Origin of the sequence: Lyngbya confervoides BDU141951 (genome assembly GCF_000817775.3) — a bacterium.
Lineage (GTDB): Bacteria > Cyanobacteriota > Cyanobacteriia > Thermosynechococcales > Thermosynechococcaceae > Lyngbya > Lyngbya confervoides.
Genome location: NZ_JTHE03000034.1, coordinates 1 through 23654 on the forward strand (window position 1 = coordinate 1; position 23654 = coordinate 23654).

Genomic DNA, 23654 nt, shown 5'->3' on the forward strand with positions numbered 1-23654 from the left:
GTCGGCTCAGTGTCAGTTTACTGAAGCGCGAACCGTCGAAGCTTAGTCTGAAGATGAAGCGCTATACTGCCGCGATGTGTGGGGCTTAAACTCCAACGCATCCGACTCATTAAACGCCAGCCGAATGCCCAGATTATCCCCAAACTTTTCGCTGAGAGTATCCCGCCCCCACTGCTGTGCCCTTTCAAAGGTATCCCGCACCTGCACCATTAAACGCTCTGGGTCAGTTTCCCCCTGCTTATAGCTGAACACATAGGATCGCATTTTCCCAGTCTTCTTCACCAGATCGATCGTGGCCTGCTCGTCATACCACTTGGCAAACAAAAATTTGACCATCGCATCCACTGCTTCCAATCCCGGCGATAGATTTTGGTATTCGTGCCGCTGGTCAGGATGGCATAACGAGCCGAAGGCGATGCACTCATGTCTGCATTGAGGCGATTTCAGTGCTCCACCCAGCCTTCCGGTTCCGTGCCCTCAAACTTCTTCCCTGGCTCCATCGCCTCCACCATAATGAAGGTCACATCTAACCCACCCCCTGCACCGATGTAGCGGTCAAAGACAATCACATCTGCCCGTCCCTGGTACCGCCGCCCCCCCTGATGCGTGCCTTCGGAAAAGTCAGCCTATAGTTCCAGTTCGAGGGCATCCAGCGGCACACTGTAACTCTTGATGTAGGAGGGCGATCGCCCAAAGGGTAACCGGATCTTCAGCCAGACGCACATAGGTACCGTCTGCCTTAAATAGTTTCGACAGACTGGGGTGCCACCGATAGTCCTCTGGCACATCGGCTCAGGGGGGACAAATAAATCAGCCCCCTTGCTCAGGATTTGGACTTAGATCGATGTATGAGTTTGCCGATGAACGCGCCAATTTTCTGCACCACTTGGGTGACATCGTGACCGATTGAATGGGCAATTTCCTGAACATCCTGAGGTTCTGGGGGATTAATGGCGGGAATTTGAGCCATTAAATCGTGGTAGTCGTCCAGAAGATCGTGCTCAACATCACTCACTTCATCATCGGCGATGAGTACTTTGCCAATCTTAGCCAGCAGTTGGAGCCGCTCACTTTCGGAACTATCGCGCAGATAGTCCACAACCCATCGCTCGGTCACCTCAAGGGGAATCGGTGACTCCAAGAGCGTCCTCAGTTCGCGATCGCGGCTCATCCCGTAGCGTTCCAGAAGCTGACGCAAAAAGGCGAGTTCCGCTGCTTCCAGATGGCGATCGGCCCAGGCCGCCCCGATGAGAATCTTAACAATCAGTTTGTGTTGTTGGGATTGATCCATTGCACCAAGCACCCTGCTAGACTACTGCATCATAGAACGATCCCTAGCCTGACGTGAGAAATTGCGATCGCAGCGAGAACCCGATGAATAGATTAAGCCAGTGGTGGAGAAGATTTGGTCTTTTTGCGCTGCTTGGGTTAATGCTTGCAGCCTTAATCAGCTGTGGTAACCCCGGCAGCAATGGAACCAATGCCAACGGCAAGCCGGAGGTTGAGTTTTGGACCATGCAGCTCCAGCCAAAGTTCAACGACTATTTTAATAATTTAATTGCCCAGTTCGAGCAGGAAAATCCCGAAATTTCGGTTAAATGGGTGGATGTGCCATGGGAAGCCATGCAAAACAAGATCCTGGCTGCCGTGCAGTCCAAAACCGCCCCCGATGTGGTCAACCTGAATCCGGATTTCGCCTCTCAACTGGCCGGTCGAAACGCCTGGCTGAATCTGGACGATCAGGTTTCCGCCGAGGAAAAAGACCAGTATCTTCCAAGCATTTGGCAGGCTAGCACCCTGGGCAATCAAAGCTTTGGATTTCCCTGGTATCTGACCTCGCGCATTGCCATCTATAACCAGGAGATTCTCAGCCAGGCCGGCGTTACCACTCCGCCTAAAACCTACGAGGAATTGGCAACGGTTGCCAAACAGGTCAAGGATAAAACGGGAAAATATGCCTTCTTTATGACGGCGGTTCCCGCAGACTCTGGAGAATTGATGGAGTCCTTTGTGCAAATGGGGGTAAAGCTGGTGGATGAGAACGAACGGGCCACCTTCAACTCCCCAGAGGGCAAAAAGGCCTTTGCCTACTGGGTTGATCTGTTTAAGCAGGGCTACCTGCCTCGGGAAGTGTTAACCGAAGGTCATCGCCGCGGCGTGGATCTGTATCAATCGGGCCAGCTGGCAATCTTAACCTCCAGTCCTCAATTTTTAAACAGCATTGCCACCAACGCTCCGAATATCGCTGCTGCCTCCGTTCCGGCTCCCCAAATCACAGGATCCTCTGGAAAAATAAACGTTGCAGTGATGAACCTGGTGATCCCTAAGGATTCCGATCAGCCAGAGGCAGCCGTTAAGTTTGCCAAATATGTCACAAATCCGGAGAATCAGCTTGCCTTTGCGAAGGAGGCCAATGTTCTACCCTCCACCCAGGCTTCTCTCCAAGATCCCTATTTTTCCCAAGCTGCGAACGATGCCACTCCTGCCGATCGCGGTCGGTTGGTGAGTGCCGATCAAATCCCCAACGCTGAGGTGCTCATTCCCAAGATCAAGGATGTGAAGCAACTCCAGCAGATTCTCTATGAAAATCTTCAAGCCGCCATGCTGGATCAAAAAACCGTAGACCAAGCCTTGGCCGACGCAGAACAGACCTGGAATCAAACCCGCGGGTAAAATCCCCCAAGCACACCGATGGCAGCGGCAGTGATTTAGATCCACCAAAACGCTTAGGAAGCGTATCAGCTAGATCCGGGTTGGCCAAGGGCAATTATCGGTAAAAGCTCACATGAAAAGGGCGCGGGCTTTCGGGAATATTGCGGTTAACGATGTCACTGAGCGATCGCGTTTCATGAATGACCTCCCAGCCAAGGGGGGAAAAGGTATCGGGATTAAAGATATTTTCGGCTAGGAGCGGGTTGGTGAGCGCCTGGGAAAAGGCATCAATGCCAACCAATCGCCCCATCAGGGGCGGCAGCGCCGAATTTGGACGCACATCCTCGGCATAGAGCCCTACATAAAATTCCAGGTTGTCCACATGCTGATAGAGCGATTTCAAAAGCTGCTGCGCCTGGGGGTCTGCCGTAATTTGATCAAAGTCCGTCACCCGAGGAAACTGACATAGCGCCCGATAATCGTTATAGCTGGCGAGTTTGGCTTGACGGCCCAGGTCAATACTGGCCAGTTCGGTAGAGTCCACCAGAAAATGAGGCGTGTTGAATAACCCAATCCGGGCGGCCGGTTGCCGAGAAGACTCCTCAAACAGGGCCGCGATCCCCACATCCATCAGCATCTGATTATTCCAGAGACTACGAGACATTGAGCAAGCTTCTCCCCGGTAAAGAAAGCGCTGGGGGAGGGCACTGTGCCAGCGGTAGACCAAGCTAAATTCCAGGGTCATCCAGTTAGTGCGATACCATTTTTCGTGAGTAAAGCTGAGGGGATCGCTTCGAAAATTAAAGTGATAGGGGGTGATGTGATTGATATACTCCTCAATCACAACCTTCATGATTTCGACGATCAGGATATTCCGAGCAGTTTGAAACAGGCGCTCATCATCCCAATCTGCATAGCGCTGAGCCAGCTGATCGCAAAGCCGATTGTGCTCCCGCAAGCAGAGCACATTGAACATCACGTAGCCTATTTGAACATTGGCCCGCTCAACCCCCATGGCAAACAGCTTGGACTTGAGCTGGGGATCTAGTTCTCGCTCGGCCCGTAGTGGTTCGTAGAGCCCCTCAAACTCCGATTTCATGCGTCCCTGCTCAGGATCTTCGTACAGAAAAGGTGGAAATTCCGCGCCGTCAATCAGCTGACTTTTGAGTTTTCCCCCAGAAAACGAACGAAGTCGATGGGTCATCGACGGGGTGAGACCATACACCGGGCTGAGATCAATGTGATGATTCGAGGTATTTTTTAAGCGGTTGTGACGATCAGTGCGCAGAAACCCATCGGTAAACCACTGCACCCAGTAAGGAAACAGCAGCGTCGATTTTTCAGCCTCCCGGCCCTGGGGAATGCCAGCCGCATCCTGGGGCTGATCAAACAGGACCCGCAGCGCCGACAGATCCGGCAGCCGATCAGCCTGGTTGAAGGCAAAGTCAGGGGGAAGGTGTCGCCCGGTATAGGTGCGATCAATTAAGGAATCCCAGGAGGTGTAGGTGTCTGTTTTCTTGGGTCGAGAGGTGCCTGGAATCACGGGTTCCAGAGTCATCAGGCTATAGGGATAGGGCCTAGTGGGAATGGCGTAAATGGCATTGTTGATCAGAAATTTATTAATGCGCCTTGAAAGAAAGGAACTGCGCTCAATCAGTTTCCAAACCCCAGCAAAATGGGTGAGGAGGAAGGTCTGAAGCTGGTTTTTAAAGCCGTCTTTTGCTGTATTTCTTGCCACGAGCACTCCTTGGACTCTGTGTCAAACCGCCATCATGATGGGTTCCATTGTGCCAGCCCTTTTTCCAAGTCCAAGCAATTCTTAAGGCAAAATCAAGGGAGGTCAGCCCTTGTTCTGATTTCGAGGAATGCTTAAGGCAAAATTAAGGAAGGATTCTTCATCTTGCTCCTCCCAGGGGCTAGACGGGAATTCCTGCAGCGGCCCCTAGAATCTTCTGCCCATGATTTGCTATTCCACCTATCTGACCCTAAAGACCTGCCAACCCATGGAGATTATTGATCTCACGACCCCACTGCGGGAGCAGGTCAGGCAGTCCCAGGTGCAGCAGGGACAGATCCTGGTCTCGGTCCAGCACACCACAACGGCCCTTGCAATCAACGAAAATGAAAGCCGACTCTGGCAAGACATCGAAACCTTTTTTCAGCGACTGGTTCCCGCCAGCGATCGCTATCGGCATAACGATCTCCACCTGCGCGACGTTCCAGCCGATGAGCCCGAAAATGCCCATGCCCACCTGATTGCCCTTCTCCTTGGGAGCAATGAGGCGATCGCCATCCAGGCCGGAGATCTGGTTCTGGGTCAATACCAATCGGTGTTATTCCTGGAGCTGGACGGTCCCCGACAACGTCGTGTCCACTGTCAAATCATGGGGATGGGTGAGGAAGCCTAATCCTGGCCCCCTTGAGATCAACCCCAAGAAGATAGCCCCAAGGGTACCCACCCTAGGAACACGCCCTAATTTGAGCTAACCACCGGTTGAATGTCGGCAAGCACAATGATGTCCTGGAAGTCGTAGGCGGAACTTTGGGGATTTGTCGTACCCACCTCAAACAGAAAAACCAACTGCTGATCTTCAATGGTGATCTGTTGAGTTTGCAAATCGAGAATGCCTGCCACAAAGTCTTCGATGGGCGTCTGACCGTCAAAGGGCTCAATCTGGGGAACCGAGGACCCATTGGCCAGGGTGAGAACCTGACTCCCCTGCTGATCCAGGGAGTTAACCTGAAACGAGGTTCCACAATTTGAGCCTGCCAGGGGCAAACGTTCCCCCACCAGCTTGACTCGGGTACCCGCAGGCACATTATTCAACGTAATCGGTTGATTCAGTTGGTTTGAGATCGCAACGGTTTCAGAGGTCTGGTTGGGCTTGAGCAAAACGATCTGACTGGCGGTGCCAATGGTCGGTCCGCCAGGGCCACAGGTGATAGCGCCACCCATAAATTTCACGGTGATCGTGGAGGTTTGGGTAATACAGGGGCCTTGGGGAGTAAATTGAAACACCCCAGACGAGGGAGCAGGACAGGGTGGGTCGGGGGGATCGCTGGGAGGCGGGCTGGCCCACATCGTATTGGATCGAGAGTAGGATTGACTCTTCAGACGGATGGAGGCGTTGCGGCTCAGGGGTTTGTTAATCTGCCCGAGCTGAAAAAGGTTGGCCATGCGAGCGCTGGGAGCAATACAGGCGTAGAATCCCACAGAGGCGATCGCTTGATCCCCGGCAGGACTGCGGTTCCAACCCTCGGGACAAGTAGGCGGAACCTCTGTTAGCTGTCCGCCATCGAGGGAGTCGACGAGCACCCGATGCTTCCAATCGTTTAAAGGCATCGGCGTGGCCCCATAATCACCCTCTGCATCAAAATCTGGCCCCCAGCGCAGGACCAGCTGCTGTCCGCGCCAGAGACCATTCCCAGAGGGTTCGGCAATATAGTACACAACGGGCAAATTGGGCTGAGAGGAAAACTCTAGTTGCAAGATCGGGCGAATGGCACTTCTTGAAGGGTTAATTTCACTTCCGTTCAGAGAATCCCAAAACTGCTGCGGTAAGTCGTCCGCAGGGATGACCCGCACGCTTTGAGCCTGACGAATTTCAGCGTTGATAAACTCCATGGCTCGGCTCAGTTCGCTCTGCCGTTCGGTTTCCGCACTGGAAACCTGGTTGGAATTGAGAACACTGGTCATGCCAACGCCCCCCAATAGCACCGTCATTCCCACCAGTCCTGCGCCAATAATCAGCTCCGGCAGACTAAATCCTGAGGATGAAGGACGGGGGAATTTCCAATGGGAGAAAATCAAGGCCGTAAATTTCACGGGGAACCGGTGAGGAGGAAGAAAAAGAGACTCGACTCTATCAAGCTTCAGAATAAAGACTCAAATCAGTTTATCGTAATTTTTAAAAATCTTTTTTTATTATTATTTTTTTGGCGAAAATCAAAGATCAATTCGGACTCCTCAGCCCAGGACTCATCGGCGGCTCTTAAGGTTTCCGCGTCCAGCGATTGGTTCATTCAAACGCTACACTAAAAGGTCGAAGGAGTCGATTGATCTATGAGGACGACGGCGTGGATAAGAAATCTTCCACTTGGTTAATGGGGCTTTTAAGCATTGCTTGGGCTGACGGGAACTTTGACGAATCGGAGCGTCATCTGATTGAAGATGTCTTGAGCGACGAGGACAATATTAATCTTGATCAAGCGTTTCAGCCCCTCTCCAGAGAGGTATTGCAGGCCGACATCGGCACCGATCCAGCCGATGCCGAAAATTTTGTAAAAACCGCCGTTATGGTGGCCCTTGCCGATGGCCTGTATTCCAGCGCAGAAGACGATATTTTACGTCAGTATTGTGAAGCATTAAATCTGGAACACACAGTCCTAGACCCCCTGCGCAGCACTCTAGATGGTCAGGCAGCAGGCCCAGCCCTGGCTCATGCCCCCGATCTCTTGGCTCCCGTCCGAGATTGGCTCGATGGGGTCGAAGTCAAGGATCCGAAAGTCGCCCGGTTCCTATGTCGATTAATTCCCGCTGACTGCCCCTTTGAGCGAGACGTAGTGCTCTTTGGTAAGAAAATTGTGCATATTCCAGCCATGTGTAAAATCAATCCCCTGTATGAGCAGTTAGTGGGCTTGCGGTTTCGGTCACTGTCCTATTTAGCCGATGACTGTCATGAAGATGTCTCTCCCTATCTCTAGGGCACAATAGGGTGTTCCTTTGTGTGAGTCTGTTATGGTTGCGAAACGGGTATCGCTGCTCGGTCTGATGATTTTGGCTACTGTGGTGGTGAGCTGTGGTTCAGCCCAGCGCGGGCCCAGATCCGGAGCATCCCAGTCACCGGATCCGACGGCCTCTCCCAGTTCGCAGCCAACGCCAGCGAGTCAGTCTACCCCCAAGCCCTCCCCTGATCCCAAGCCGAATCCAGCCCCCCCCAGCAGCCAGCCTGCGGATTCGTCCAGTCCACCACCGGCCAAGCCCCAGTCTGAGACTCAACAGCTGGCTGAGCAGATTTCCAAGGATGTGGAGTCCCAAGGGAATATTTCTCGCCAAAATAGCGGCTTAATCGCTTTAAATAGAATTTTGCTGGCCCAGAAAGCTCACTGGCTCATTTCCGGGCGGTTTTCCACAGATTTATCCCAACTCGATCCTGATCTGTCGGCCGAAACGGAGGAATATCGTTTTGAAATTCGCACAGCGGATGCCCAGAAATCCGTTGCCGTTGCCATCGCCAAGCAGCCCAAGCTGCCCAGCTATTCCGGGGCCACCTATGCCCAAGAAGCGGCCCTGCCCCTCTCCGGGCTATGTCAAACCCAGCAAGCCTCAACCCAGCCCCCCACAGCCCCCAGCCTCCAGGGAAACCAGGTCATCTGCCAGGCCCAGGCTGTCGGGGTACCCCAGTAGCGCGGGGGGCGCCGTTACAAGAACTAGATGATCTCCTCAGTTTTTGCCTCAGGAGTCCCGTAGATTGCCAAGGCGCTCAGGAGCTGCTGAATCTGGGCTTCGCTGTGGGTCGCCATGAGGGAAATGCGGATGCGACTGGTGGGAACGGTGGGGGGCCGAATCGCTGGAACAAAACAGCCCTGGGTTCGTAGCCACTGACTGAGATCCAGGGCAGCCTGGGGAGTCGGCAGCTCCAGGCAGTGGATGGCGGAATCTGAGGGTAAGAGCCGAGTTCTTTGGGACGCAAATGGCTGGGAATCTGGGGTCTGCCATCCCAGGGCTGCGAATCCTTGGCGCAGGATCTCAATATTGCGCCAGAGCTTTTGCCGCTGGGGCGGATCTCGACGACAGCGATTAAGGGCGGCGAGGGCGCTGGCGGCATCAGCGGGAGACAGTGCCGTGGTGTAGATCCATCCCGCCGCACGATTACGCAGAAAATCAATCAGGGAGAGCGATCCCGCCACATATCCCCCGAGACTGGCCAGGGCCTTGCTCAAGGTGCCCACCTGAATAAGCGGCTGATCGCTCAGCCCGAAGGCTTCCGCAGTGCCTGCGCCTGAAGGGCCAACCACTCCTGTGGCGTGGGCGTCATCAATCAGCAGCATGGCCGAATGGGCCGAGGCGATCGCCATGAGTTCCGGCAGTGGGCACAGGTCTCCATCCATACTAAACACCCCATCGCTGAGAATCAGGGCCCGTCGGTAGTCTTGCCGGTACTGGGTGATTTTCTGGACAAGATCGGGAGGGTGTCCATGCTTAAACTCCACCACTGCCGCCCCGCTCAGTTTGGCCCCCTTTTTCAGGCTGGAGTGGTTATAGGCATCTGCAAAGATAATATCCCGAGGGCCAACCAGCGCAGCAATTGTACTGAGGTTGGCCAGATAGCCCGAGCTAAAGACCAGAGCCGCCTCCGTTCCTTTCCACTGGGCGATCGCCTCCTCAAGCTGTTGGTGGAGCGATCGCTGTCCGCTCAGCAGTCGCGATCCCGTTGCCCCGGTGCCCAGATCCTGGATCGCGGCGATCGCCGCTTGCTTGAGCGCATCATCCGTGGACAATCCCAGGTAGTCATTGCTCGCAAAGTTCAGACAGGGTTGCCCCTCAATCATCAGCGTTGATCCGGCACCGGAGTCAATGGCATAGGGTGAACGATACCAATTGGCACGATGGATCACCTGGAGCGCATCCTCTATCCAGGCATAGGCACGGAGCGAGTCACCAGAGGGCATGGGAAAATTGTCCAAGGCTAAGGGGAGGAGGGGGAAAGGCGCATCATTTTCTCGTCTAGCCAGGCGGTGGCGGCACCTATCATTTCGGCCAGGGTTCCCACCAGCCTGGAAATTGCCACCGCCCCCAGCAGCTCCGCCTGCTGCAAATTAGTGGTGTGATCGAGCAAGCCAATCAGCGTAATCTCATAGACACCCAGCCCCCCCGGCGCCCCTGGGGTTAAATAGCCCATCAACCAGGCAATGCTGTAAACGCTAATCAGCCGCGGAACGAGGGCTAGGGGAACCGGCGCCAGGGCAAGAACTGTGAAGGCAAAGGCAATGCCCCGCAGCAAGACGTAGACAATTTCTCCCAGGAGCAAATTCATTGGATATTGCTTAATTTCAGGAATCTCATCCCTGTCTTGCGAGTCTTTTTTCTTAAAGGGCAGCTTGATCCGCCCCATAAAAAATCGCAGGCTTTTGGGATGAATCAGCACCAGGATCGCCATTAAGCCCAAGCCCGCGGCAAGAATTCCCTGCTGCGGAACGCTCAGCAGTCCTAGAATCCAGCCCGAGGCAATCACCAGCATCGAATCCAAAATAACGCTCAAGGAGGCAGCACTGGTGGGAATTCCAATGTTTTTAGCTGCCAGGGTGCGCCCATAGAGGTGCAACAGGTTGCTGGGCAAATATTTGGCAATATTCGTCAATAGAAAGGTCCGAATGGCCCAGCCTGAGGAAACCGAATGGCCGAGGGCACCAAGGATATATCCCCACACTTGTCCTGTCCAGATGTAGCTGAGCAGATTGATGCCAGTGGCCAACACCAAGCAGGCCCAACCGCGATAGGACAGGTCAATGGCAGAAACCTCCTCCCAATGACGCCGAAAGGTGATGCTGACAAAAATCACAATGGCTAGGACAAGGGCGCTTTGGAACCAGCGTTTATTCCGTTGCCAAAAGCGTTTACAGAGAATTCCAAAGCGTCGCATAGTCTCAGAGGGGAACAGCCATTACAGGGGGGAAGAGGGGGGCAGCGCGATCGCCTGCCATACTGGCAGCAGGTCTTCCCTAAACACAGTCTCCCACGTCGGCCAGGTGCGTTGAATATACTCTAGGGCTAATTGCCCCATCTGCTGACGTTTGAGGGGATTTTCATACAGATGCTGAATGCGGCTGGCCCAGTCGCGCGGATCCTGGCCAGCAATCACCTGATCTAGTTTTTCCGAAGCCTGGAGATGCTGTTGGCTCCCCCCTTGATCTGAGATGAGCACCGGTAGCCCAGAGGCGCGCGCTTCAATTACCACATTGCCCATAATCTCAGTTTCCGAAGGAAAGACGAACAAATCACAGCTGGCGTAAATGGTGTTGAGTTTCTCCTGGGGCAGGGTACCGAGGCAGGAAATCCCTGGGCCGAGAAGCGCTTCAATCTCTGCCTGGGCGCTGCCCTTGCCCACGGCAATGCCATGAATCGGAACGCCCTGATCTTGCAAAATCTTCACAGCCTGGGCAAAGGTCATCACCTGTTTACAGGCATCCAGGCGTCCCACAAACAGCACCCAAAAGCAATCCTGGGGAAGCTGATAGTGGTGCGCGAGAAACGATCGGTCTGCCCAGTGCGGGTGAAAGATTTCTGCGTCTAGACCTCGACGCAGATAGGACACCTGCTGGGGAGGCAGCAGCTGGCCAAGCAGGTCCATTTCAGCAGGCTGACCCACCCAAACGTGCTGGCAACCTTGCCAGTAGCGCTGTTGCTGGTGATCCAGCCTAGATCGGTAACGATCGGGCAGCTTGAGGGTGTGAAGACAGAGCGAGGAAAGCCAGCCCCCGCCCAGACTCCTCTGGATCTTTTCCTCCAGATAGAGCTGGGCATAGAGGGGAGCATCGGTGTGCAGCGAACAAACCAGAGGCTTGCGGGACCGGCGACAGTAGCGCTGGGCTGTGGCGCCAAAGGTAAACAGGGGATGGGTAACATGGAGAATATCCGTGGCCTCAAAATAGGGCAGGAGCCTCGGGTTGTGGGGAGCAAGGTCCGTGTCGCTCGGCACATCTCGCAGAAAGGGCAGTCGACGGGTGCTGAAGCGAGGCGGATGGTAGACGTAGCGAACATTCGGCCCAGGATGTTCTTCCCGGACGCCCTCGCCCAGGAAATGCAGCGTGAGGCTCAGCTGTCCAGAGGGCAGCCCCATGGCCACCCGGGCAAACTGTAGCCAGGAATTCACATGTCCTCCCACAGCATTATGCCGATCCAAATCAATCAAAACGTCGACTTTCACCGCTTGAGTCAATCCCAGTTCTCCTCTAGTCGTTACGCCGCCATTACACCTGATAGTAGCGGCGGTACCAGCTCACAAACCGCTGAATCCCGACCTCGATCGAGGTTTCTGGCTTAAAGCCAAACTCTTGAGTCAGATCGCTAATATCAGCGAAGGTTTCCAACACCTCCCCAGGCTGCATCGGCAGATAAATCCGTTGAGCCGACTGCCCGGTTTCCTGTTCAATCAAATCAATCAGCCGCAAGAGGGGCACAGGAACATGATTCCCCAGATTATAAATGCGGTGCAGGCGATTCGCTGGTTCATCCAGCGCCCTTTCACCCTCAGGCCGCGATCGCTCCATGACCCGGCAAACCCCGCTCACAATATCATCAATGTAAGTCAGGTCTCGCTTCATTTGTCCGTGATTGTAGACCTCAATGGGGCGCCCTTGAAACATGGCTTCGGTAAATTTAAAGTAGGCCATATCGGGTCGCCCCCAGGGACCATAGACCGTAAAAAAGCGCAGACCCGTGATGAGTAACCCATAGAGATGGCTGTAGGTCTCGGCCATGAGTTCATTGCTGCGCTTGGTGGCGGCATACAGGGAAACGGGCTGATCAACACGGTCGGTAACGGCAAAGGGAACCTTTGTATTACCTCCGTACACGGAGCTAGAAGAGGCATATACCAGGTGAGGGGTTTGCGATCGCCGACAGCCTTCCAGAATATTGATAAATCCCTCAACATTGCTTTCAACATACACAAAGGGATTGATCAGGGAATAGCGAATTCCGGCCTGCGCTGCAAGGTGAATCACTCGGTCAAAGGACTGCTGGGCAAACAGATCCAGAAGGGCAGTTCGATCCGTCAGATCGAGCTGACAAAACAAAAATTCCGGCTGGGACTGGAGCTGCTTCAGCCTCGCCCGCTTGAGATCCACATCGTAGTAATCGTTCAGATTATCCAGCCCCACCACCTGATCCCCCGCCGCTAAGAGTCGCTTGGCCAGGTGGAATCCAATAAAGCCGGCGGCCCCAGTCACTAAAACACGCATTGCAACTTCCCCATACTATTGCCTTCACCCCTCCCTGGCAATGCGACGGCTCAGTCGGGGAAATGAGACCATGACCCTGGTTTAGGGTGGCATTTATTCTTCTTAGAAGGTCATCCCGGATATTGTCAACCGTTCGGGCCACGCTCCACCGCGCCAGAGCGAGCAACGATCCCTCTCACTTCCAAGGCGTGATCCTGAGCGTCCCCCCTCAACGCGCTAGAGAGCACACTTCTAACATATCGTTGCAATCTAGCCCGATATCGTGAACATTGTGCTGTAAATAGATGAAAGCGCATCAGACTCTTTAGGTGTAGTGGAGATTGACGAACGATGACAGTAGCCCTCCCCTCCAAAGCGGCTCAACCGGTTCCCGAGAAGCAGACCCCGCGCGTAATTTATCAGCCTAAAAACAAGCGCAAAATCCTGTGCGTTTTTCCTCAGTACGGAAAATCCTTCGGAACCTTCTATCACTCCTATCCGTTAACCGATGGAGTCAAAGCGTTTATGCCACCCCAGGGAATTTTATTGGTGGCCTCCTATCTGCCCCAAAGCTGGGAGGTGCGCTTGGTGGATGAAAATATTCAGCCCGCCACGGCTGCCGACTATCGCTGGGCCGATGTGGTGATTACCAGCGGGATGCATATTCAGCGCCCCCAAATCAACGCCATCAATCGGATTGCCCACCAGTACGGCAAGCTCACCGTGGTGGGGGGACCATCGGTTTCAGCCTGCCCGGAATATTACCCAGAGTTTGACATCCTGCGCATGGGTGAACTGGGAGACGCTGACGATGCGTTGATTGAGTTGATTGATACCTCCCTTGATCGCCCCTCTCAACAGCTGCGGCTGGTGACCCAGGAGCGTCTTCCCCTTCAAGAATTTCCGACCCCGGCCTACCACCATATTGATTTAGGGAACTATTACCTGGGAAGCATTCAATTTTCCAGCGGCTGTCCATTTCGCTGTGAATTTTGCGATATTCCAGAACTATATGGCCGAAACCCGCGACTCAAAAGTCCAGACCAGGTGATTGCTGAGCTAGAGGCGATGCTCAAGGCAGGCCGCGTTGGGGCAGTTTACTTTGTGGATGATAACTTTATTGGCAATCGCCGGGCGGTGATGGAGCTGTTGCCTCGGCTGATTGAGTGGCAAAAAAGTCGGGGATACCCGCTCCAGTTTGCCTGCGAGGCCACCCTAAATATTGCCCAAAGCCCCAAGCTTTTGGAAATGATGAGGGAAGCCTACTTTACCACTATTTTTTGCGGCATCGAAACACCCGAAACCGATGCGCTCCAATCCATCTCTAAGGATCAAAATCTCAGCATGCCGATCCTGGATGCCGTTAAAATCCTGAACAGCTATGGTCTGGAGGTGGTATCTGGAATCATTATTGGCTTTGATACCGATACCCTGGAAACTGGCGATCGCATTCTGGAATTCATTCGCGCCTCAAACATCCCGATTCTGACGATTAACTTGCTCTACGCCCTACCCAAAACGCCCCTATGGCGGCGACTCGAGGAGGAAGGACGGCTGGTGCTTGAGGATGAGACGCGTGAGTCTAACGTTGACTTCCTGCTGCCCTACAATCAGGTGGTCGCCATGTGGCAGCGATGCATTACCGAAGCCTACTCTCCGGAGTTTCTCTACGAGCGCTTTGCCTATAATATTCTCAACACCTACAACAAGCGCATCAAGGCACCCAATTCAAAGGCAAGGCTCAACTGGGCCAATATTAAGCGCGGGTTGACGATTTTAGGGAAGATTCTGATTAAGGTTGGGCTGTTTGGCAACTATCGCCGCACTTTTTGGAAACTCATTTGGCCAGCCCTCAAGGAGGGACGCATTCAAAGCGTCATCCATGTAGGGTTGGTGGGCCACCACCTGATTACCTTTGCCCAAGAATGTGGAACCAATCGGGAATCTGCTTCGTTCTATTCCCAGAAAATTCGTAAAAAGCAAGCGATAGAGGGTTGAAGTGGCCACGGGAGGCTGAACAGGACTACCAGGATTTTAGACGATTATCCAAGTAATCGATAAACAGCAGTAAAGCATAGAGCCCAATCGACACAAACAACAGGAGCAGCAGCGGATTGGCAAGCATAAGCAAACTTAAAACTGCACAAAAGGTAACGCTGGTGAGGAGCAGGGCAAAGACAAAGGCCAGGGGACGGATAGATTCCATGGGGAACAGTTCAACATCCTAAATAGGGTTGATAAAACTTAGTTATCACCCTAGCAGATTTCTGTAACCTTTTGTTAATCTTTTCTGAGCGTCCGTTACAACGGAAATCACTTGAGCCGCAGCCATGTCTCTTGGCTTAATTGACCCACATTCAAGACAGTGAGAAATTTCTGACACTCAAGTCTTTTTTGACTTCGGCACCACAATCAGGTCGGAACTCGAAAGAAACTATTCTGTTCCAGACACTGCGGCACACATCCAAAATGTGCTCAATCTCTGAAACCTGCTCAGCTGTCAAAAGTTGGCTCTAGCTTAAATTCCCAGGTCATGTTTAAGGCTTAACTGAATTACTCCCTCCGGTCACCCGCCGCTGCGCACGTCCTGCGGCCTACACCCCCCCTAACCGCTTCGCGGGATAGGCGGATCACTGCGGCGGATCTTGGTAGGCTAGTTCCGATGATAATTGCTGTACTGGATTCGCGTCCCGGCCCAGTGCAGTTTTTCTCGCAGGGTTCGATAGTAAGAATACCCCTCTCTGAGCAAAATAAACTCTGCTTCACAGTGGGCCGCACTCACTTCAACCTTTTGTCCAGGCCAAATTGAGCTGGCCAGCACTCCATCGGACCAAAGCTTGGTGGTCAGTTCCTTATCCTCCAGGGGCCAGATGCTGACCCGAGCGCCGGGTGGGAGAACAATGGGGCGACTAGAAAGACTTAAGGGACAAATTGGCGTCACAATCATGGCGCTCATGCCTGGATGCAGAATGGGGCCATTGGCGGCAACGGTATAGCAAGTCGATCCCGTGGGAGTAGCCACAATCAAGCCATCGCCTTGATATTGATCCACCACCTCTCCATCAATTTCCAACTCCAGAATGGAGGTGAGCATTCGGTCCGCGGAGGCAGGTTTGACGCACATTTCGTTGAGGGCCCAAAAGACCTCTGGGGGATGGGGTTCAGGAGTTGTTCCCGCGGCAGCAGAGGATAAACCATCCGTTACCGTCGCTCGTAGCATCATGCGTCGCTGCACAGCGTAGCGATCCTGGATCAGGCGGGTCCAGGCCTGGGCCTCTCCTTGCAACACTTCCAAGGGCTCCGTCAAAAAACCCAGATGCCCCCCGGCATTGACAGCCAGAATGGGAATCGATTCCGGTGCGAGATGTCGGGCTGCGGCCAAGGCGGTTCCATCGCCCCCTAAAACCACAGCAATGTCAATTTTTTGGTTGGCAGAGGCTAGAAAAACGGGGTAAGGATTATCGCTGGCGCCACTCGGTCCCATGAGAATCTTGCAGCCCAGGGCATCCAATTCTTGCGCACAGCGTTCTGCACATCGCTGGCTCAGGCGATCGCCAGCTTTATACGCAATGATGGCATGCTTGAGGTCCATGAAATATCCTGATTTGACTGATGTCTGGTAGCATAGTTCTAATTCACTAGGTGCATGGTGCCTAAGGAATCGAATTGTAGAGATGGGCTTGTAGCTCAGTGGACTAGAGCACGTGGCTTCGGACCACGGTGTCGGGGGTTCGAATCCCTCCTGGCCCGTTTATTATCCCATTTACGCTTGAGTTGCCGACAAAGGGCCACTAGGAGGGATTCTCGCTATTGTGAGACTGGCGACTAAAGATGCGCATGCCTCGAAGTCGCGGATTTCGCAAGCGATTGGGATAGTCGCTTTCATCGTAGATTTCGCCCACCAGCTCTTCAATGATGTCCTCAAGGGTCACCAGACCCACGGTACCGCCATATTCATCCACAATAATCACCAGATGCAGGCGATCGCGCAGCATTTCCTTGAGCAGGTCAGCCAGCTTCTTGGTTTCGGGCACGTAAACCGGCTGGTCCATCACCACACTCACCGATTGATTTCCAAAGCGCTTGAGGTGCTTAAAGGCTTGTTTAAGGTGGATGACGCCCACAATGTCATCTTTAGATTCTTCCTGGACGGGAATTCGTGAATAGCCACTTTCCAGGCATAGGTCAATGAGATCTTCCAGGGAGGCTTCCCGCGAAATCGTGCGCATCTCAATGCGGGGCTTAATCACCGTTTTCACACTCAGCTGATCCAGCATCAGCGCCTTGTTGAGAATTTGCTTTCTCTGTAAATCAAGCTGACCTTTGCCCCCGAGCACCTCAATCATCAGCTGCAGATCAGCCACGGACTCACTGGGCTGATCCGCCTTACTTTGAAACAGACGAATGCCGAACTGAGCCACCCATTCAAAGGCCATCACAACGGGGCCAAGAATCGTGGACAGCCAGTTAATCGGGCCGACAACATAACGGAAAACAGCCATTGAATTGTTGACAGCCACAGACTTCGGGGTGATTTCCCCAAAGATCAGCAAGAAAATTGTAATCACGGCAGTCGCAATCCCAACGCCAACCCCCCCGAACCAGAAGACAAAAATATTGCTGGTCAGAATTGCGGCAAAATTATTCACCAGATTATTGCCCACCAGAATCGTGGTGATGAAGCGGGCCCGTTTTTCTAACACCTTTCGGTAAAGATGGGCGGGGTCGCCTTCCTCCTTCATCAAGGCTCGAAGTTTTAAGTTATCGACGGCAGTAATGGCGGTTTCCGACCCAGAAAAGATCGCTGAGAGCAGCACCAGCAGGCAGAGGATACCCAGATCCAAGCGAATGTCTCCGAGAAGAGGCTTGGCAGCATTCATTGTCATGAACGGGAAGTCGACCTTGAGCACAGAAAAATGCCAGTGCATGAACTCGTGGTTGAGCGATAGATCAGGTTACTCCAAATCATACTTTACTCAGCTCAAACCAAATCTCTGGGTTCGGACCGGTGCCCCAGAAGGCAGCGCTGGTTTCCAGAATTCTGTCCAGGCCAGTTGGGAGTCCCTACGAGGTGATCTGCCCTGCAACCCATCGGCTGACTACCAGGAGAACGCAAAGTCCAAACCACAGGGAACACCTCCGGCCCAGGGCCTGCATTTCCCAAGGTTTCCAAGATCCAGAGATGGTGGGACGGCTGTCCTCTCCTTGCCTAACCAGGGGATCCCCTGCAAGACTCTCTCCACCGCACCCTGTGTCGGTCGGCACAATAAAAGTGTCCCCTCTCAACTCCCAGGGTTGGCCACAATCAGCACATAGGGCTGCACAATCAAGGTGGGAAACAGGGTTTGCGGCTGTTCATTCCAGTGCTGGAGTTGATCAAGGGTGGGTTTTTGGATGAGGCCCTCTTGAATCCAGTGCTGCACCTGCGAGACTTGATCCTGGGCAATGGCAGTGGCAACCGCCACAAGGTCCAGGGTGGGATGCACGACAACTAACGCATCGCGATTGGCATGGGGCTTGAGATCACTCCAGCTCACCAATGCCAGGTCCTCAGCCAGCTGCGAAGCAACGGAGGGCTGAGAACTGGAGGAAGGAACAGTCATAGGCCAGTCAATCTAAGGGTGTGGGCTGGGGGGCACTCAGGCGGTCCTCAATCTCGTGGAGAGACGGAGTCAGCCTGTTGAGAGGATGGGGGCGCCTCGGGGGTCTTCTTCTTCAATTGTTGCAGCTTTTCCACGGTTAACTCCTCCGGGTGGGAGGGGGGGATGGCTTCAACGGCAATTAAGTTTTCAATGACGGCCTTCACCACAGGGGCGGCAACCGTTGACCCATAGGCATTTCCACCTTGAGGTTCATCCACCACGGTAAAGATCACGTATTGCGGATTCTCCAGGGGAAAAACGGAAACAAAGCTGGTAATTCGCGCATTGGAATACCCTCCCAGGGATGCCTTTTGAGCAGTACCGGTTTTGCCACCTAAACGGTAGCCGGGAATTTTTGCGGATTGTCCTGTCCCCTTCTCAACCACACTGCCCATCATTTTGACAACGGCCTGGGCCGTTTCGGGCGAAAACACCCGGCGAGGAGCAATGAGATCCGGCTGCACAACCTGTCGACCTTCGCTGTCGTATAAGCCACGCACCACGTGGGGCGTCACCAGTTTGCCCCCGTTGGCCAAAGAAGCGTGAAGCTGCACCATCTGCAGGGGGGTCACCGAAAAGCCCTGGCCAAAGGAGGTGGTGGCGGCTTCAATAATATAGTCAATAAACTGCTGTTTATCCTTCATCTGCCCAGGGGTTTCAAAGGGCAGATCCGTTCCCGTAATCTCACCTAAATTGAGCTTTTTCAGGAAATCAAAGTAAGTGGGCCGATCCAGCCGCTCCATGATGTGAACCATGCCCACGTTACTGGAATATTCCATCACCTGGGTGATGGTCAGGGGCCCACGACCCACACCGTCATTGTTCTGGATGGGCCACCCGCCGACGGAGATATTGCCTTCATCGAAAATCACGCTGTTTGGCTTAATGGCCCCCAACTCCAGGGCAATGGCCACGTTAATCGGCTTAAAGGTAGACCCCGGCTCGTACAAATCAGCGATCGCCCAGTTTTTAAACTGGGACGGGTCCGCCTCATAGAAACGTTCTGGGTCGAAGGTGGGCTGCGTCACCAGGGCCAAGAGCTCACCCGAATGCACATCCATGACAATGACAGCCCCGCGCTTCGCTTTAAACTCAAGCATCTGCTTTTTTAAAGCTTTGCGGGCTGCCCACTGCAGGCGGGTATCCAAGGTGAGCTGGAGCGAGAGTCGATCATCGCCCAGAGGACGGATAGGAAAGTCCTCGGGAAGCAAGAGTCCAGTGGCGTCCTTGGAAACCCAGTGGTTGGGGGGATCAACGGTGAGCAGGCGTCGCTGGCTATATTCAATGCCCGTTTGACCTTCGTGATCGGCGTTGACATACCCCACGGTATCGGACATCAAGTCACTATGGGGATAGACCCGCTGCCACTCCAAATTTAGCTCTAGTCCATCCAGGCTGAGGGCGCGAATTTGTGCGGCAACCTCTTCAGTAATGTTGCGCTGAATGGGAATGCCACTTTCAGCGGTGGCAAACATGGCCTCTAGCTGATCCGACTTAAGCTGGATCAGCGGGGATAGCTTGGAAGCAATCTCCTGAGTGGATTTTTGAAACAAAAAAGGGTGAGCAAACAGCCGAAAGCTCACGACATCCTTGGCCAAGAGGTTGCCGTTGCGATCCACGATGGGACGGAGCCCCTCGGTGGGAGGAAGCTTGACGCGCTGCTGATCCCTGGCAATTCCCTGAAGCGTTTGGGCCTCATGGATCTGAAGCCAGGCCAGGCGTCCGATGAGTCCCAGTTGACCCAAAATTAGAAATGCCCACACCAGCAGGAGCCTTAACCAGTGATTTTTTTGCCCGGACGAGGCTGGCGGCTGCGGGAGAGGGGGCAAGCCCTCCATCCGGCGTTTTTTTTCTCGCCGCTTCTGGGTAAGTAAAGGCATGGATCAATTGGATTAGGACATTACCAGGGAGGAAGACCGGGGACGCTGGAGGAACCTGGACCCCTGAGAATCAAGCATAGGGCCAAACTGAGCAGTTTGGGGGCCAGGGATCTCGTGAACTAGTAGCCGAAACTAGTAGCCGATGGGCAGGCGATCGTCTAAGGGTGTTGAGGGGGGACGAGCCGGTAAACTTTGCGGGGGAAGCGGGGGTTCCGCAGGGAGGAAGAGGGTGTTGTTCTGGGTTTGGGGAACAAAGTTTTCTGGGGTGGTTTCGTAGCGACGGGGCAACTGATAGTTTTGCCGCTCAAGCTCAATGGCAATGGCATTTTGCTGCCGCTGCGCCTGTTCCCACTGTCCGTAGGTTTTTCCCCACTGCTGCTGGAGCATCACGTTGGCGCTGTGCAACACGATCACGCCCACAATCGAGGCGATCGCTAAGGGCGTAGACCTCTGGCGAAGCATAATCACCCACGGGAGCCAGGATGGGTCCGGGCGATGAATGGACTCAATCACGGTAAACTGAGCTGCCTGTCCCTGCTTTGCAGCAGCCGATTGGGATCGCCAGGAGCGTGCCCGGAGACGTTCATCTTGGGTCCGACGGGATTTTACTGCGGCAGGCATACGTCAATTCCTCTTAACCAAATCCAAAATTTATACGAATTAGAACACAGCGCAACAATACATCATTGACTTCAGGAAAGGCCGGATCAATCCGCTTATCCGGAGGAAAAATTCCAGCAGTTGCTGTCAAAATCACGAAAGTCAATACGAAATGATACACAAGTCGCGGTAAATTTGCAGCCCTAATTTTAGAAATTTAGCTTTTCCTTAATTCCCCCAGGATCGCAACCCAGCCCAGAGGTGATCTGCACAGGCCACTTTGTCCGGCCAAGGCTGCTATCCCCAGAGGACATTACGTTAGATCTCAGGTCGAACCGTTGCTGCCGCCTCAACCTCCGGCCAAAGACGCGATAGGCGTTCGCGCCAGCGGGAAAGGGTTTGCTGTATGGTATCGCCAGGATCATTGAGATCGCCAATAATCCCTTCCCGGTACAACCGCTCCAGATTCTTTAAAGTGGCTTCGAGGGTTAGGCCCTGACCTTTGGAAGCCGCAATAATTAAGCGCACCTGCTGGTCCACATGGGCCTCAAAACAGCCAGATAATCCCTGCCGCTTGAGATCTAGCAAACATTTCACCCCAACGGCCAGGTCCGTTTCCTGAAGAGTGGCCAAGGAATGGTGAAAGGTACACCAGAGCACCTGATTGGAGAGGGCGTATCGCACTAAGCCCGTTAGCTCGAAATTAAACTCCATCAGATCACGCAGGAAGGGTTTAGCCTGGGAAGCCGTGGCAATCGGCACCTGGATCCGAAGCCATTGAGTATCCTCCGAGACCTGGATCATCCAGCTATCTGAGGATACATCCAGGGTCCAGAGGTGGTCTCCCGCCGCGCTGGGGAATCCCCCAAGCTGATGGTGTAAATGGTTGAGAACTTCGGAGATCAGCATTTTAATAGTCCAGCACCCAAGGGCTTCGTCACGATGGGGTCCGAGATCGGCCCGGCCCGGAATGGCCTCACCCTAGCCACCTTGAACGTCACGGCCTAGATTCACCGCCCTAGTGGACCTCGTAGTGAGCCAGTTCAATCCCGTCTAAAACGGGCAGCGGTAGTTTCCGAGAGAAACGAAAGAAAACCCACTCCTCCAGGGCTTCCAAAAGCTCTTTCTGACAGGTTTCCAAAGTATCACTGTAGGCTGTGACCTTGTCAAAGCCAGGAATTTCACCACGGACTCCTTCCTCCTCCCCGCAAATTTGGTACTGAGCGCGCTGCATGGCGGCATGGAGATAGTCATTTAACATTTACTTTACAATTGTGAGATCCGCGATGACACAAGGCGGTGCAATCGTTAAAATAGCTCTCAAACTCAACCTCCTCAGTGGAACCGACTGAATCAGGCGTAGTTAGACGTTTGATCGATCTAGTCGTTTTACTTAGGATAGACAGCTTTTGCCATTGTTGTCTCACTGATGTCTCACTGATACTGAACAGGTCTACCGTGTCCGCCTCTGATATTCCCGAAATTACCGTTGAAGCCTTTCAATCCCGTCTCCATGCCGGGGGCAGTTCGCTTCAGCTAATCGATGTGAGGGAACCGCAGGAGATCAATGTAGCTGCACTCCAGGGGTTTCAAAATTTTCCCTTAAGTCAATATCAACTCTGGCAGAATACAATTCTAGAGACCCTTGATCCCCGGGCTGAGACTTACGTCCTGTGCCATCACGGCATGCGTTCGGCACAAATGTGTGCTTGGCTCATCCACCAAGGATTTACCCAGGTCATAAACATTGGGGGGGGGATTGATGCCTATTCCCGTTGCGTCGATCCGTCTGTTCCCCGCTATTAAGGTGTTGATTCCTCCTTGTTGATTCTGGAGTTTGCCAATGACCTTTCACCTCACCCAACGTCAAGCACATATTTTGTGGGCCACCGTTGATCACTACATTTCAACGGCTGAGCCAGTCGGGTCTAAGGCTTTGGCCCAGGAGTACGAACTGCCGATTAGCCCAGCAACGATTCGCAATGTAATGGGCGGACTGGAAAAGTCCGGTTTGTTATTTCAGCCTCACACCTCAGCGGGGCGGGTTCCCTCAGATTCCGGCTATCGCCTCTACGTTGACAGGCTCATTACGCCCTCCCATAAAATTGCGGCCCACATCGCCCAACTTTTGTCAGAGCGGCTGTCTCCCCAGCGGGTCAGCCTGGAGACGTTGCTACGCCATGCTGCACAGATTCTTGCGCAGCTCAGCGGATGTCTAGCCTTGGTAACGCTGCCACAATCGCCCCAAATCACCCTACGTCACGTTCAATTGGTGTTGATTGAGCCCCATAAGGCTATGCTAATCCTGGTCACCCATGACTATCAAACCCAGTCAACACTATTGGATTTACCCGAGCTATCCGCCGATCCGCCGCTGGAGCGCGAGAGTCTTGAACAGGAGCTCTCTATTCTGACAAATTTTCTCAACCATCACATTACGGGCTGTACCGTCCGCGATCTACAAACCCTGGACTGGCAAGAGCTCGGACAAGAATTTCAGCACTATTCTAGTTTGGTGCACCATATCTGTCAGAAAATTGTCTCTCGCGTTGAGCCCGATCCCGTAGCGCCAGTACTCTTTGGGGGGCTATCGGAGGTGCTGCGCCAGCCTGAGTTTACTGAACTGAAACAGGCCCATACCCTGATTGATTTGCTAGAGGCAGACAATGCCCTACTCTGGCCGCTGATGTGGGACACTCATCGCGTGCACCTTCCCCTTGAGGAGGCGGGTGATCTCTCTAAGGTCAACATTAAAATTGGGACTGAGCATTCCTTGGAACCCATTCAATCTTGCACCCTGGTTTCCACTTCCTATCAGCATCGTGATTCAGCTTGGGGCTATGTGGGGGTCATCGGCCCCACCCGCATGGCCTACGAGAAGGTCATTGCTCTGGTGGAAGGGACCTCCTCTTACCTCTCGGCTGCTTTAGGATAGGCG

Annotated in this window: 24 protein-coding genes, 1 tRNA gene and 1 pseudogene; 8 read left to right on the forward strand and 18 right to left on the reverse strand. The window is 53.6% G+C overall.

The window, feature by feature from the left end; translation table 11 throughout:
• Nucleotides 1-42: 42 nt before the first annotated feature.
• From QQ91_RS04860 to QQ91_RS04865, 3 genes are all read right to left on the reverse strand, one after another.
• Nucleotides 43-336, reverse strand: coding sequence for a hypothetical protein (locus QQ91_RS04860; RefSeq protein ID WP_166280646.1), 294 nt, complete (start codon nucleotides 334-336; stop codon nucleotides 43-45).
• A gap of 107 nt (nucleotides 337-443) precedes the next feature.
• The gene (locus tag QQ91_RS21595) at nucleotides 444-569 is read right to left on the reverse strand and encodes a hypothetical protein (RefSeq protein WP_284707156.1); all 126 of its coding nucleotides are present in this window, start codon (nucleotides 567-569) and stop codon (nucleotides 444-446) included.
• Nucleotides 570-823: 254 nt separating this feature from the next.
• Nucleotides 824-1291 carry a tellurite resistance TerB family protein gene (locus QQ91_RS04865; protein ID WP_166280648.1) on the reverse strand — a complete coding sequence of 156 codons (468 nt, stop codon included), beginning with the start codon at nucleotides 1289-1291 and terminating at the stop codon, nucleotides 824-826.
• 140 nt (nucleotides 1292-1431) lie between these two features.
• Between QQ91_RS04865 and QQ91_RS04870 the strand changes: the two genes are divergently transcribed.
• A complete protein-coding gene (locus QQ91_RS04870; RefSeq protein WP_375340936.1) occupies nucleotides 1432-2673 on the forward strand; it encodes an ABC transporter substrate-binding protein in 1242 nt (413 codons plus the stop codon).
• A gap of 94 nt (nucleotides 2674-2767) precedes the next feature.
• On the opposite strand, the gene QQ91_RS04875 is transcribed toward QQ91_RS04870, so the two are convergent.
• A complete protein-coding gene (locus QQ91_RS04875) occupies nucleotides 2768-4390 on the reverse strand; it encodes a peroxidase family protein (RefSeq protein ID WP_250833262.1) in 1623 nt (540 codons plus the stop codon).
• Nucleotides 4391-4610: 220 nt separating this feature from the next.
• Here QQ91_RS04875 and QQ91_RS04880 point away from each other — a divergent pair, with 220 nt between their 5' ends.
• Entirely contained in the window at nucleotides 4611-5060 is a 450-nt protein-coding gene (locus QQ91_RS04880) for a secondary thiamine-phosphate synthase enzyme YjbQ (protein ID WP_166280654.1), read from the forward strand.
• Between the two features lie 65 nt (nucleotides 5061-5125).
• Here QQ91_RS04880 and QQ91_RS04885 read toward each other — a convergent pair whose 3' ends face one another.
• A complete protein-coding gene (locus QQ91_RS04885; RefSeq protein WP_250833263.1) occupies nucleotides 5126-6463 on the reverse strand; it encodes a hypothetical protein in 1338 nt (445 codons plus the stop codon).
• 293 nt (nucleotides 6464-6756) lie between these two features.
• Here QQ91_RS04885 and QQ91_RS04890 point away from each other — a divergent pair, with 293 nt between their 5' ends.
• Both QQ91_RS04890 and QQ91_RS04895 read left to right on the forward strand, forming a co-directional pair.
• Nucleotides 6757-7356, forward strand: coding sequence for a Mo-dependent nitrogenase C-terminal domain-containing protein (locus QQ91_RS04890; RefSeq protein ID WP_166280746.1), 600 nt, complete (start codon nucleotides 6757-6759; stop codon nucleotides 7354-7356).
• A 34-nt stretch (nucleotides 7357-7390) separates the two neighbouring features.
• Nucleotides 7391-8059, forward strand: coding sequence for a type IV pilin-like G/H family protein (locus QQ91_RS04895; RefSeq protein ID WP_166280658.1), 669 nt, complete (start codon nucleotides 7391-7393; stop codon nucleotides 8057-8059).
• 23 nt (nucleotides 8060-8082) lie between these two features.
• Here QQ91_RS04895 and bioF read toward each other — a convergent pair whose 3' ends face one another.
• Genes bioF through QQ91_RS04915 form a run of 4 tightly spaced genes read right to left on the reverse strand, consistent with a single transcriptional unit; the run spans nucleotide 8083 to nucleotide 12615 of the window.
• Nucleotides 8083-9324 (reverse strand): 8-amino-7-oxononanoate synthase, encoded by a 1242-nt coding sequence (bioF, locus tag QQ91_RS04900; RefSeq protein ID WP_166280660.1) that lies wholly within the window; start codon nucleotides 9322-9324, stop codon nucleotides 8083-8085.
• A gap of 17 nt (nucleotides 9325-9341) precedes the next feature.
• The gene (locus QQ91_RS04905; RefSeq protein ID WP_166280662.1) at nucleotides 9342-10295 is read right to left on the reverse strand and encodes a lysylphosphatidylglycerol synthase domain-containing protein; all 954 of its coding nucleotides are present in this window, start codon (nucleotides 10293-10295) and stop codon (nucleotides 9342-9344) included.
• Between the two features lie 21 nt (nucleotides 10296-10316).
• Nucleotides 10317-11591, reverse strand: a complete 1275-nt coding sequence (locus tag QQ91_RS04910) for a glycosyltransferase (RefSeq protein ID WP_236096074.1) — start codon at nucleotides 11589-11591, stop codon at nucleotides 10317-10319.
• Nucleotides 11592-11622: 31 nt separating this feature from the next.
• Nucleotides 11623-12615, reverse strand: a complete 993-nt coding sequence (locus tag QQ91_RS04915) for an NAD-dependent epimerase (protein WP_166280664.1) — start codon at nucleotides 12613-12615, stop codon at nucleotides 11623-11625.
• 330 nt (nucleotides 12616-12945) lie between these two features.
• Between QQ91_RS04915 and QQ91_RS04920 the strand changes: the two genes are divergently transcribed.
• Nucleotides 12946-14592, forward strand: coding sequence for a B12-binding domain-containing radical SAM protein (locus tag QQ91_RS04920; protein WP_166280666.1), 1647 nt, complete (start codon nucleotides 12946-12948; stop codon nucleotides 14590-14592).
• 25 nt (nucleotides 14593-14617) lie between these two features.
• Here the strand turns inward: QQ91_RS04920 and QQ91_RS04925 are convergent, their stop codons facing one another.
• The 3 genes and pseudogenes from QQ91_RS04925 to QQ91_RS04935 all read right to left on the reverse strand — a co-directional run bounded on the left by QQ91_RS04925 (nucleotide 14618) and on the right by QQ91_RS04935 (nucleotide 16186).
• Nucleotides 14618-14800: a hypothetical protein gene (locus tag QQ91_RS04925; RefSeq protein ID WP_166280668.1), complete on the reverse strand. Its 183-nt coding sequence runs from the start codon at nucleotides 14798-14800 to the stop codon at nucleotides 14618-14620.
• A gap of 235 nt (nucleotides 14801-15035) precedes the next feature.
• A pseudogene (locus tag QQ91_RS04930) lies at nucleotides 15036-15129 on the reverse strand (RNA-guided endonuclease TnpB family protein); the annotation flags it as partial.
• A 118-nt stretch (nucleotides 15130-15247) separates the two neighbouring features.
• Entirely contained in the window at nucleotides 15248-16186 is a 939-nt protein-coding gene (locus QQ91_RS04935; protein WP_166280670.1) for an NAD(+) kinase, read from the reverse strand.
• 84 nt (nucleotides 16187-16270) lie between these two features.
• On the opposite strand from QQ91_RS04935, the gene QQ91_RS04940 reads away from it, so the two are divergent.
• Nucleotides 16271-16344: transfer RNA gene (locus QQ91_RS04940), tRNA-Arg, on the forward strand.
• 41 nt (nucleotides 16345-16385) lie between these two features.
• Here QQ91_RS04940 and QQ91_RS04945 read toward each other — a convergent pair.
• The 6 genes from QQ91_RS04945 to QQ91_RS04970 all read right to left on the reverse strand — a co-directional run bounded on the left by QQ91_RS04945 (nucleotide 16386) and on the right by QQ91_RS04970 (nucleotide 21977).
• Nucleotides 16386-17480 carry a hemolysin family protein gene (locus QQ91_RS04945; protein WP_250833264.1) on the reverse strand — a complete coding sequence of 365 codons (1095 nt, stop codon included), beginning with the start codon at nucleotides 17478-17480 and terminating at the stop codon, nucleotides 16386-16388.
• A gap of 396 nt (nucleotides 17481-17876) precedes the next feature.
• Nucleotides 17877-18197: a DUF2288 domain-containing protein gene (locus tag QQ91_RS04950; protein ID WP_166280672.1), complete on the reverse strand. Its 321-nt coding sequence runs from the start codon at nucleotides 18195-18197 to the stop codon at nucleotides 17877-17879.
• A gap of 47 nt (nucleotides 18198-18244) precedes the next feature.
• Nucleotides 18245-20116: a peptidoglycan D,D-transpeptidase FtsI family protein gene (locus QQ91_RS04955; protein WP_236096075.1), complete on the reverse strand. Its 1872-nt coding sequence runs from the start codon at nucleotides 20114-20116 to the stop codon at nucleotides 18245-18247.
• Nucleotides 20117-20248: 132 nt separating this feature from the next.
• Nucleotides 20249-20737 carry a hypothetical protein gene (locus QQ91_RS04960; RefSeq protein ID WP_166280674.1) on the reverse strand — a complete coding sequence of 163 codons (489 nt, stop codon included), beginning with the start codon at nucleotides 20735-20737 and terminating at the stop codon, nucleotides 20249-20251.
• Nucleotides 20738-21034: 297 nt separating this feature from the next.
• A complete protein-coding gene (locus QQ91_RS04965) occupies nucleotides 21035-21625 on the reverse strand; it encodes a hypothetical protein (protein WP_166280676.1) in 591 nt (196 codons plus the stop codon).
• A gap of 109 nt (nucleotides 21626-21734) precedes the next feature.
• Nucleotides 21735-21977, reverse strand: a complete 243-nt coding sequence (locus tag QQ91_RS04970; protein ID WP_166280678.1) for a type II toxin-antitoxin system HicB family antitoxin — start codon at nucleotides 21975-21977, stop codon at nucleotides 21735-21737.
• 197 nt (nucleotides 21978-22174) lie between these two features.
• Here QQ91_RS04970 and QQ91_RS04975 point away from each other — a divergent pair, with 197 nt between their 5' ends.
• Both QQ91_RS04975 and hrcA read left to right on the forward strand, forming a co-directional pair.
• The gene (locus QQ91_RS04975) at nucleotides 22175-22522 is read left to right on the forward strand and encodes a rhodanese-like domain-containing protein (protein ID WP_375340937.1); all 348 of its coding nucleotides are present in this window, start codon (nucleotides 22175-22177) and stop codon (nucleotides 22520-22522) included.
• Between the two features lie 37 nt (nucleotides 22523-22559).
• Nucleotides 22560-23651 carry a heat-inducible transcriptional repressor HrcA gene (hrcA, locus tag QQ91_RS04980; protein ID WP_166280680.1) on the forward strand — a complete coding sequence of 364 codons (1092 nt, stop codon included), beginning with the start codon at nucleotides 22560-22562 and terminating at the stop codon, nucleotides 23649-23651.
• The last annotated feature ends 3 nt before the right edge of the window (nucleotides 23652-23654 follow it).